This is a genomic window from Pseudomonas sp. UBA5666 (assembly GCF_002420785.1).
GTDB classification, from domain to species: domain Bacteria; phylum Pseudomonadota; class Gammaproteobacteria; order Pseudomonadales; family Pseudomonadaceae; genus Aquipseudomonas; species Aquipseudomonas fulva.
The window spans coordinates 42,075-52,503 of sequence record NZ_DIIQ01000003.1; the positions used below are offsets into that span (position 1 = coordinate 42,075).

General features: G+C 59.7%; 8 protein-coding genes. 7 read left to right on the forward strand and 1 reads right to left on the reverse strand.

Annotated elements, in window-relative coordinates; genetic code table 11:
* The first annotated feature begins 32 nt into the window (after positions 1-32).
* From odhB to B2Y33_RS03185, 6 genes are all read left to right on the forward strand, one after another.
* Positions 33-1,253: a 2-oxoglutarate dehydrogenase complex dihydrolipoyllysine-residue succinyltransferase gene (odhB, locus tag B2Y33_RS03160; protein ID WP_027916295.1), complete on the forward strand. Its 1,221-nt coding sequence runs from the start codon at positions 33-35 to the stop codon at positions 1,251-1,253.
* Between the two features lie 94 nt (positions 1,254-1,347).
* The gene (lpdA, locus tag B2Y33_RS03165; protein ID WP_027916294.1) at positions 1,348-2,784 is read left to right on the forward strand and encodes a dihydrolipoyl dehydrogenase; all 1,437 of its coding nucleotides are present in this window, start codon (positions 1,348-1,350) and stop codon (positions 2,782-2,784) included.
* A 172-nt stretch (positions 2,785-2,956) separates the two neighbouring features.
* A complete protein-coding gene (gene sucC / locus B2Y33_RS03170; RefSeq protein ID WP_023533614.1) occupies positions 2,957-4,123 on the forward strand; it encodes an ADP-forming succinate--CoA ligase subunit beta in 1,167 nt (388 codons plus the stop codon).
* The gene (gene sucD, locus B2Y33_RS03175; RefSeq protein ID WP_206406005.1) at positions 4,123-5,007 is read left to right on the forward strand and encodes a succinate--CoA ligase subunit alpha; all 885 of its coding nucleotides are present in this window, start codon (positions 4,123-4,125) and stop codon (positions 5,005-5,007) included. The genes sucC and sucD overlap by 1 nt, the downstream gene beginning before the upstream one ends.
* A gap of 406 nt (positions 5,008-5,413) precedes the next feature.
* Positions 5,414-6,727, forward strand: coding sequence for a branched-chain amino acid transport system II carrier protein (gene brnQ, locus B2Y33_RS03180; protein WP_027916293.1), 1,314 nt, complete (start codon positions 5,414-5,416; stop codon positions 6,725-6,727).
* A gap of 236 nt (positions 6,728-6,963) precedes the next feature.
* Complete coding sequence (locus B2Y33_RS03185) at positions 6,964-7,713, forward strand: DUF599 domain-containing protein (protein ID WP_028686596.1); 750 nt, start codon at positions 6,964-6,966, stop codon at positions 7,711-7,713.
* 66 nt (positions 7,714-7,779) lie between these two features.
* On the opposite strand, the gene B2Y33_RS03190 is transcribed toward B2Y33_RS03185, so the two are convergent.
* Positions 7,780-8,055 carry a hypothetical protein gene (locus B2Y33_RS03190; protein ID WP_027916291.1) on the reverse strand — a complete coding sequence of 92 codons (276 nt, stop codon included), beginning with the start codon at positions 8,053-8,055 and terminating at the stop codon, positions 7,780-7,782.
* A 432-nt stretch (positions 8,056-8,487) separates the two neighbouring features.
* Here B2Y33_RS03190 and htpG point away from each other — a divergent pair, with 432 nt between their 5' ends.
* Positions 8,488-10,392 (forward strand): molecular chaperone HtpG, encoded by a 1,905-nt coding sequence (gene htpG, locus B2Y33_RS03195; RefSeq protein ID WP_028686595.1) that lies wholly within the window; start codon positions 8,488-8,490, stop codon positions 10,390-10,392.
* Positions 10,393-10,429 lie beyond the last annotated feature (37 nt).

Sequence of the window (10,429 nt, forward strand, 5' to 3'; positions counted from 1 at the left end):
CATCTGAAACCGAATTTAAGGAAACACTGATAATGGCTATCGAGATCAAAGCCCCAACCTTCCCGGAATCGGTTGCCGACGGCACCGTTGCCACCTGGCACAAGCAGCCAGGCGACGCCGTCAAGCGGGACGAGCTGATCGTCGACATCGAGACCGACAAGGTCGTCCTGGAAGTGCTGGCCACTGCCGACGGCGTGTTGGGTGACATCGTCAAGGGCGAGGGCGACACCGTCCTGTCCGACGAAGTGCTGGGTTCGATCGTGGAAGGCGGCGCTGCTGCCGCTGCACCGGCTGCTGCGCCTGCCCAGGCCGCCGCACCGGCTGCCGCTGCTGCCGACGCCGGTGAAGACGACCCGGTCGCTGCCCCTGCTGCCCGCAAGCTGGCAGAAGAAAATGGCATTGACCTGGCCAGCGTCTCGGGTACCGGTAAAGGCGGTCGCGTGACCAAGGAAGATGTGGTCGCTGCCGTTGCCAACAAGAAGTCGGCGCCTGCCCCGGCGGCCAAGCCTGCCGCAGCTGCAGCGGCACCGGTCGTGACCGCCGCTGGCGATCGTACCGAGAAACGTGTGCCGATGACCCGTCTGCGCGCCAAGATCGCCGAGCGCCTGGTCGAAGCCCAGTCCAACATGGCCATGCTGACCACCTTCAACGAAGTCGACATGACCGAAGTCATGGCCCTGCGTTCGAAGTACAAGGACCTGTTCGAGAAGACCCACAACGGCGTGCGCCTGGGCTTCATGTCGTTCTTCGTCAAGGCTGCGACCGAAGCGCTCAAGCGCTTCCCTGCAGTCAATGCCTCGATCGACGGCAACGACATCGTCTACCATGGTTACGCGGACGTCGGTGTGGCTGTCTCCAGCGACCGTGGTCTGGTGGTTCCGGTACTGCGCAACGCCGAGTCCATGAGCCTGGCCGAAATCGAGAACGGCATCGCCACCTTCGGCAAGAAAGCCCGTGACGGCAAGCTGGCCATCGAAGAAATGACCGGCGGCACCTTCACCATCACCAACGGTGGTACCTTCGGTTCGATGATGTCGACGCCGATCGTCAACCCACCGCAAGCCGCGATCCTGGGCATGCACAACATCATCCAGCGCCCAATGGCCATCAATGGCCAAGTGGTGATTCGCCCGATGATGTACCTGGCACTGTCCTACGATCACCGCCTGATCGACGGCAAGGAAGCGGTAACCTTCCTGGTGACCATCAAGAACCTGCTGGAAGATCCGTCCCGCCTGCTGCTGGACATCTAATCGCGCGGCTGTAAGCTGCGAGCGACAGGCTTCAGATCGAAGCCTGTCTGTCTTGCGGCTTGCAGCGGCCGCTTGAGCTAACAAGGAATCTTTTATGACCCAGAAATTCGACGTGGTAGTGATTGGTGCCGGTCCTGGCGGCTATGTAGCTGCTATCAAGGCCGCCCAACTCGGTCTGAAGACTGCCTGTATCGAGAAGTACACCGACGCCGAGGGCAAGCTGGCCCTGGGCGGCACTTGCCTCAACGTAGGCTGCATTCCTTCCAAGGCGCTGCTGGACAGCTCCTGGAAATACAAGGAAGCCAAAGAGAGCTTCAATGTCCACGGTATCTCCACTGGCGAAGTGAAGATGGACGTACCGGCGATGGTTGGCCGCAAGGCAGGCATCGTCAAGAACCTGACCGGCGGTGTCGCTACCCTGTTCAAGGCCAACGGCGTGACCTCCATCCAGGGCCACGGCAAGCTGCTGGCGGGCAAGAAGGTCGAAGTGACCAAGGCCGACGGCACCAGCGAAGTCATCGAAGCGGATAACGTCATCCTGGCTTCCGGCTCGCGCCCGATCGACATTCCGCCGGCTCCGGTCGACCAGAACGTGATCGTAGACTCCACCGGCGCCCTGGAATTCCAAGCCGTGCCCAAGCGCCTTGGCGTGATCGGCGCTGGCGTGATCGGCCTGGAACTGGGTTCGGTATGGGCGCGTCTGGGCGCGGAAGTGACCGTGCTCGAAGCCCTGGACACCTTCCTGATGGCTGCCGACAGCGCCGTCTCCAAGGAAGCCCAGAAGGTCCTGACCAAGCAGGGCCTGGACATCAAGCTGGGTGCGCGCGTCACCGGTTCCAAGGTGAACGGCGACGAAGTCGAGGTGACCTACACCAACGCCGAAGGCGAGCAGAAGATCACCTTCGACAAGCTGATCGTTGCCGTGGGCCGTCGTCCAGTGACCACCGACCTGCTGGCTGCCGACAGCGGTGTGAACATTGACGAGCGTGGCTACATCTACGTCGATGACCAGTGCGCAACCAGCGTGCCGGGCGTCTACGCCATCGGTGACGTGGTGCGTGGCCTGATGCTGGCGCACAAGGCCTCGGAAGAGGGCATCATGGTCGTCGAGCGCATCAAGGGTCACAAGGCCCAGATGAACTACGATCTGATCCCATCGGTCATCTACACCCACCCGGAAATCGCGTGGGTTGGCAAGACCGAACAGTCCTTGAAGGCCGAGGGTGTTGAGGTTAACGTGGGCACCTTCCCGTTCGCGGCCAGCGGCCGTGCGATGGCAGCCAACGACACCGGTGGTTTCGTCAAGGTCATCGCCGATGCCAAGACCGACCGCGTACTGGGTGTGCACGTGATTGGCCCATCGGCTGCCGAACTGGTACAGCAAGGCGCAATCGCAATGGAATTCGGCACCAGTGCCGAGGACCTGGGCATGATGGTCTTCAGCCATCCAACCCTGTCCGAAGCGTTGCATGAAGCAGCGCTGGCGGTGAATGGCGGTGCCATTCACGTCGCCAACCGTAAGAAGCGTTAATCATAAGAAACCACGGCGGGCTGCCCGTCGTGAGTCTTGCGTGCATGACTCACCGCGGAAAGTCCGCCGGACCGGATCACATGGGATAACCCGGGGTCAACGGTCACAGGTGGTGCGGCGCCAGTGATGGCGCAGCGCCGAAGCGCAGTACCTAACGAAGACGGTAAAAAGCATGAATCTTCACGAGTATCAGGGTAAGCAGCTGTTCGCTGAGTACGGCCTGCCAGTTTCCAAGGGTTTCGCGGTCGACACCCCTGAAGAAGCGGCAGAAGCCTGCGACAAGATCGGCGGGAACGAGTGGGTCGTCAAAGCCCAGGTTCACGCTGGCGGTCGCGGTAAAGCGGGCGGCGTCAAGCTGGTTCGCAGCAAGGAAGACGCCAAGGCGTTCGCTGCACAGTGGTTGGGCAAGAATCTGGTCACCTACCAGACCGATGCCAACGGTCAGCCCGTCTCCAAGATTCTGGTCGAATCCTGCACCGACATCGCCAAAGAGCTGTACCTGGGCGCTGTGGTCGATCGTTCGAGCCGCCGCATCGTGTTCATGGCCTCCACCGAAGGTGGTGTGGACATCGAGAAAGTCGCGCACGACACGCCTGAAAAAATCCTCAAGGCCACTATCGATCCACTGGTCGGCGCTCAGCCGTTCCAAGGTCGTGAGCTGGCGTTCCAGCTGGGTCTGGAAGGCAAGCAAGTTCAACAGTTCGCCAAGATCTTCGTGGGCTTGGCCAAGCTGTTCAAGGATCACGACCTGGCCCTGCTGGAAGTGAACCCGCTGGTGATCAAGGCCGACGGCGACCTGCACTGCCTCGATGCCAAGATCAACATCGATGCCAACGCCATGTACCGTCAGCCGAAGCTGAAAACCTTCCACGACCCGTCCCAGGACGATGCCCGTGAAGCCCACGCTGCCAAGTTCGAACTGAACTACGTTGCCCTGGAAGGCAACATCGGCTGCATGGTCAACGGTGCTGGCCTGGCCATGGGTACCATGGACATCGTCAACCTGCATGGCGGCAAGCCAGCCAACTTCCTCGACGTGGGCGGCGGTGCTACCAAGGAGCGCGTTACCGAAGCGTTCAAGATCATTCTGTCCGACAGCAATGTCGCGGCCGTTCTGGTCAACATCTTCGGCGGCATCGTTCGCTGCGACATGATTGCCGAAGGCATCATCGGTGCGGTGAAGGAAGTCGGCGTCAAGGTTCCGGTCGTCGTTCGCCTTGAAGGCAACAATGCCGAACTGGGCGCTAAAGTACTGGCAGAAAGCGGTTTGAACATCATTGCTGCAACCAGCCTGACCGACGCTGCTCAACAAGTTGTCAAAGCTGCGGAGGGCAAGTAATGAGCGTCCTGATCAATAAAGACACCAAAGTCATCTGCCAGGGCTTCACCGGCTCGCAAGGTACTTTCCACTCCGAACAAGCCATCGCCTACGGCACCAAGATGGTCGGTGGCGTCACCCCAGGCAAGGGTGGCACCACCCACCTGGGCCTGCCGGTGTTCAACACCGTCAAGGAAGCCGTCGAGGCGACCGGCGCCGATGCTTCGGTCATCTACGTACCAGCGCCATTCTGCAAGGACTCCATCCTTGAAGCGGCGTTCGGCGGCATCAAGCTGATCGTGTGCATCACCGAAGGCATCCCGACCCTGGACATGCTGGACGCCAAGGTCAAGTGCGACGAGCTGGGCGTGACCCTGATCGGCCCTAACTGCCCAGGCGTCATCACGCCAGGCGAATGCAAGATCGGCATCATGCCTGGCCACATTCACTTGCCAGGCAAGGTCGGTATCGTGTCGCGCTCCGGCACCCTGACCTACGAAGCTGTCAAGCAGACCACCGACGCCGGCTTCGGTCAGTCGACCTGTGTCGGCATCGGCGGTGACCCGATCCCGGGCTCCAACTTCATCGACACCCTGAAGCTGTTCCAGGAAGACCCGAAGACCGAAGCGATCGTCATGATCGGTGAGATCGGCGGTTCGGCTGAAGAAGAGGCCGCAGCCTACATCAAGGCCAACGTCACCAAGCCTGTCGTTTCCTACATCGCCGGTGTTACCGCACCTGCGGGCAAGCGCATGGGCCACGCTGGCGCCATCATTTCCGGCGGCAAGGGCACTGCAGACGAGAAGTTCGCAGCCCTGCAGGACGCAGGTGTCAAAACCGTGCGTTCGCTGGCCGACATCGGCAAGGCCTTGGCCGAGCTGACCGGTTGGGAAGTGAAGAAGTAATACCGCTGCACCCCCCACGCGCACAAAGGCCACCTTCGGGTGGCCTTTGTCGTATCAGGGGGCTGCTTCATCTGACGAAGATTTGCGCGGCAGGGTAGGGGTAAAGCGATTAGGTTTTTTCGATGGCTGTGATAGGAATTTTCGTACATACGCCGTGTTCAGCCAGCGGATAATACCGATCGTTCCGTTCACGCAGACGACAATGGCGTACGCACATCGGACAACACGCACTGTGCCAGTGCGTTTGAAGGGTAAACCGGTTAATCTACGCGACTATTTTGTGCCCGTGCCCCAAAAGGGAACGACACGCTAAACGGGTCTGGCCTACCAAGCCGGGCAGCATTTCCCTCACCCATGGGGAAATCCCCTCACGAATCCCGATTTCAGCAGTGTGGTACTACCTCAAATGAAAGTTCTTAAAGGCCAGGATATCCTGGCGCTTGGCTTTATGACGTTCGCGCTTTTCGTAGGCGCTGGCAACATCATCTTCCCGCCCATCGTCGGCCTGCAATCCGGCCCGCATGTATGGATGGCTGCGCTGGGCTTTTTGGTCACGGCGGTAGGGCTGCCTGTGATCACCGTGGTCGCCCTGGCCAAGGTAGGCGGCGGCATGGATGCGCTGAGCAGCCCGATTGGCAAGTTCTTCGGTGGCCTGCTGGCAGCCGTTTGCTACCTGTCGGTCGGCCCCTTGTTCGCAACACCGCGTACCGCGACGGTATCGTTTGAAGTGGGTGTGGCGCCGTTGACGGGTGAAAGCCCGCTGGCGTTGTTCATCTACAGCCTGGTCTACTTCATCGTGGTGCTGGCGGTGTCGATGTACCCTGGCAAGCTGCTGGACACCGTGGGTCGGTTCCTGGCACCGCTCAAAATCATCGCGCTGGCCGTGCTTGGCATCGCGGCATTCGCATTGCCAGCGGGCACCATTGGCGAGGCGCAGCCTGCCTATGCTGCTGCTGCGTTCTCCAAGGGCTTCTCCGACGGCTACCTGACCATGGATACGCTCGGGGCGCTGGTATTTGGCATCGTCATCGTCAACGCCATCCGCTCGCGCGGCGTTGAGTCGCCCAAGTTGATCACCCGCTATGCCATCATTGCCGGGCTGATTGCCGGTGTTGGTCTGGCGCTGGTGTACATCAGCCTGTTCCGCCTGGGCGCCGGTAGTCACGAAATCGCGGCAGGGGCCAGCAACGGTGCGGCCGTGCTGCACGCCTATGTGCAACATACCTTCGGCTCGCTGGGCAGCGGCTTCCTGGCCGTGTTGATCGCGCTGGCCTGCCTGGTGACTGCCGTGGGCCTGACCTGCGCGTGTGCCGAGTACTTCAGCCAGATCCTGCCGTTGTCCTACCGCGCACTGGTCGTGATCCTGGCGGGCTTCTCGCTTCTGGTGTCCAATCTGGGGCTTACCAAGCTGATCATGTTCTCGATCCCTGTGCTTACCGCCATCTACCCGCCGTGCATCGTCGTGGTGGGGTTGAGCTTCGTGAACGACCTGTGGAACTCGCCAACGCGCATCCTTGGCCCGGTAATGCTGGTTTCGTTGCTGTTCGGCATGGTCGATGCCGTTAAAGGCAGCAGCATTGCCCACGTGCTCCCGGACTTCATGGCGCACTTGCCGTTGAGCGATCAGGGCCTTGCCTGGCTGGTGCCGTCGGTGGTGACCTTGGTGGGTGCAGTGGTATGCGATCGCATGCTCGGCAAGCCCCGTCAGGCCATGGCATGAGTCGCTAAGCACAAGGTCCGGCATTGGCCACAAGCCATGGGATGCTGGACCCACCGCTTGGCAGCGCAAGCCCCGCATTCGCAAGGATGCGGGGCTTTTGTTCGCATGCACCCTGCCAAACGCCGCAAGCGAACCGCCCTGGAAATTATTCTTCGGAGTTTGCGTGCCTTTTGCGGCTTGCCAGCGACGAAAGACGGTCTTTATGCTTTCGGCACATGGCACCTACGGATCTCTGCATGAACTTCATCCTGAGTAATCTCAATAACCTCATAGCGGCATGCTGGTTCGTGCTGTGCTGGGGCGGTTATACGCGCTATGCCATCTGGAAGGGGCGGGACACTGCATGCCTGGCCAGCGTGCTGCATTTGTATCGCGAGGACTGGATGCGCAGGATGCTGCTGCGTGACAACCGCATTGCCGATGCCAGCGTGATCGGCAACCTGGAACGCAACGCCTCGTTTTTTGCCTCCAGCACCCTGATCATTCTCGCCGGTATCCTGACGGTGCTGGGAGCTTCCGACCGCGCGTTGTCGTTGCTGGCCGACCTGCCGTTGGTACAGCAGGCCTCCCAAGGGATGTCGGAGATCAAGTTGCTGTGCCTGGCCACGGTGTTCGTGTATGCCTTCTTCACGTTCAGCTGGTGCATGCGTCAATACAACTTCGCTGCTGTCTTGGTGGGCTCGGCGCCCATGATCGGCGAGCGCCAGGTCAGCGAACTAGAACGCAAGGCCTTTGCCTTGAGGGCGGCCAGGGTGTTGTCGTTGGCTGCCAACCAATTCAACTTCGGGCTGCGCGCCTATTACTTCGGCATGGCCATGTTGAGCTGGTTTATCAACCCCTGGTTGTTCATGGCGGTAAGTGTAGGGGTTGTGCTGATTCTTTATCGCCGCGAGTTCCACTCGGACGTGCTTGACGTCATGGTATTCACCCCCACCGAAAGTTCGACAGGTGAGGTGCATGCCTCCCAGTCCACTGTGCCTAACTGAAACGATTAGTCCATGAATGACAGGCATAAAAAAACCCGACATTGTCGGGTTTTTTGATCGGTTCGATTACTGCTTGGCAGGATCGGCCGGAGTCGTGGTGGTTGCTGGAGTGGCTGGGGAAGCCTCTTCGGCAGCCTTACGATTGGCTTCGGCCTGGTCTTGGGCAGCTTCGGCGTTTTCCTTGGCAGCGTCGTTCATCTTGTCCTGTGCGTCACCCATCTTCTCCTGGGCTTCTTCACGGTGTTCTTGTGCGTCCTGGGCTTTGTCTTCGCTCGCTTTATCGCAAGCAGCCAGGCCCATGGCAGCAGCCAGCATCAGAGCAAAAGCAAATGGTTTACGCATGAGGGTGTCTCTCCTTGGTGGAATAAGTTGACTTGATGCTTCGAGTCGGGGCCTGCTGGATTAGTTCCACCGTCAGTACACAGATATTAAATATCTTGAAACTGAACTTCCGGCCCTGGCGAGTGTTTCGCACTAAGGTGGGTTATCCGTTGCGGGCAACTGCCACTTAGCCGGTATCACAATGTACGCGAGGTACGAACATGCATGGCTCTTTGCTGTGTCTGTATCGACGCCCGTCCTAACCCGGAAACGTTACACCGCCCGCGGCAAGCAGGGCGGCACAGCGGCTCGCCATGACCCGCTCGGATTTGAAGATCGAACCATGCAGGCCCTTGAAATCGATTTGGCAGCCCCCATCTGCATGACATCCGCCGCCAACGCAGCCATTGCGCCGCTTGGCGACCACTGTCATCTGATCGGAGTTTGAAGAACATGAGCGTGGAGACTCAAAAAGAAACGCTGGGCTTCCAGACCGAGGTAAAGCAACTGCTGCACCTCATGATCCATTCCTTGTACTCGAACAAGGAGATCTTCCTGCGCGAACTGATCTCCAACGCCTCCGACGCCTCCGATAAGCTGCGCTTCGAGGCGCTGGCTAAGCCTGAACTGCTCGAAGGCGATGCCGACCTGAAGATTCGCCTGAGCTTCGACAAGGAGGCCGGTACGGTCACCCTCGAGGATAACGGCATCGGTATGACCCGCGATGACGTCATCGCTCACTTGGGCACCATTGCCAAATCCGGCACTGCCGACTTCATGAAGAACCTCACCGGCGATCAGAAGAAAGACTCGCACCTGATCGGTCAGTTCGGCGTGGGCTTCTACTCGGCATTCATCGTGGCCGATCAGGTCGATGTCTACAGCCGTCGTGCAGGCCAGCCTGCCAGCGAAGGCGTGCACTGGTCGTCCAAGGGCGAGGGCGAGTTCGAAGTTGCGACCGTCGACAAGCCTGAGCGCGGTACCCGCATTGTCCTGCACCTGAAAAAAGACGAGCTGGAATTCGCCGATGGCTGGCGCCTGCGCAACGTGGTCAAAAAGTATTCCGATCACATTGCCCTGCCAATCCAGTTGCCCAAGGAGCAGGCAGCCGCCGAAGGCGAAGAGCAGCCAGCCGAAGAGTGGGAAACCGTCAACCGTGCAAGCGCCCTGTGGACCCGTCCGCGTACCGAGATCAAGGACGAGGAATACCAGGAGTTCTACAAGCACATCGGCCATGACTTCGAAAACCCGTTGGCCTGGAGCCATAACAAGGTCGAAGGCAAGCTCGAATACAACTCGCTGCTGTACGTGCCTGCCCGTGCACCGTTCGACCTGTACCAGCGCGAAGCCCCGCGCGGCTTGAAGCTGTACGTGCAGCGCGTATTCATCATGGATCAGGCCGAGTCGTTCCTGCCGCTTTACCTGCGCTTCATCAAGGGTGTCGTGGACTCCAACGACCTGTCGCTGAACGTGTCGCGGGAAATCCTGCAGAAAGACCCGATCATCGATTCGATGAAGACCGCGTTGACCAAGCGCGTGCTGGACATGCTCGAAAAACTGTCCAAGAACGAACCCGAGCAGTACAAGAGTTTCTGGAAAAACTTCGGTCAGGTATTGAAAGAGGGCCCGGCCGAAGACTTTGCCAACAAGGAAAAGATCGCTGGCCTGTTGCGCTTCGCGTCCACCCAGGACGAAAGCGGCGAGCAGAGTGTGTCGCTGGCTGACTACCTGGCCCGCGCCAAGGAAGGGCAGGACAAGATCTACTACCTCACCGGCGAGTCCTACGCGCAGGTCAAGAACAGCCCGCACCTCGAAGTCTTCCGCAAGAAAGGCATCGAAGTGTTGCTGTTGACCGACCGCATCGACGAGTGGCTGATGAGCTACCTGAACGAATTTGACGGCAAGGCGTTCGTGGATGTGGCCCGTGGCGATCTGGACCTGGGCAAACTTGATACCGAAGAGGACAAGAAGGCCCAGGAAGAAGTCGCCAAGGATAAGGAAGGCTTGGTCGAGCGCCTGAAAACCGCACTGGGCGAAAACGTCGCCGAAGTGCGTGTCTCCCATCGCCTGACTGATTCGCCAGCCATCCTGGCCATCGGCGAGCAGGACCTGGGGTTGCAGATGCGCCAGATTCTGGAAGCCAGCGGCCAGAAAGTGCCCGATTCCAAGCCTATCTTCGAGTTCAACCCAACCCACCCGCTGATCGAGAAGCTCGATCACGAACAGAGTGAGGACCGCTTCGCCGAGCTGTCGCACATCCTGTTCGACCAGGCCGCGCTGGCAGCCGGTGATAGCCTGAAGGATCCAGCAGCCTATGTGCGGCGCCTGAACAAGCTGTTGGTCGAGTTGTCTGCTTGAATTGACGTATGGCTAAAGCCCGCTTCGGCGGGCTTTT

Bases quoted from the DNA above. Each gene is read 5' to 3' on its own strand.
- odhB (WP_027916295.1), top strand. From the start codon at position 33: ATGGCTATCGAGATCAAAGCCCCAACCTTCCCGGAATCGGTTGCCGAC.
- lpdA (WP_027916294.1), top strand. From the start codon at position 1,348: ATGACCCAGAAATTCGACGTGGTAGTGATTGGTGCCGGTCCTGGCGGC.
- sucC (WP_023533614.1), top strand. From the start codon at position 2,957: ATGAATCTTCACGAGTATCAGGGTAAGCAGCTGTTCGCTGAGTACGGC.
- sucD (WP_206406005.1), top strand. From the start codon at position 4,123: ATGAGCGTCCTGATCAATAAAGACACCAAAGTCATCTGCCAGGGCTTC.
- brnQ (WP_027916293.1), top strand. From the start codon at position 5,414: ATGAAAGTTCTTAAAGGCCAGGATATCCTGGCGCTTGGCTTTATGACG.
- B2Y33_RS03185 (WP_028686596.1), top strand. From the start codon at position 6,964: ATGAACTTCATCCTGAGTAATCTCAATAACCTCATAGCGGCATGCTGG.
- B2Y33_RS03190 (WP_027916291.1), bottom strand. From the start codon at position 8,055: ATGCGTAAACCATTTGCTTTTGCTCTGATGCTGGCTGCTGCCATGGGC.
- htpG (WP_028686595.1), top strand. From the start codon at position 8,488: ATGAGCGTGGAGACTCAAAAAGAAACGCTGGGCTTCCAGACCGAGGTA.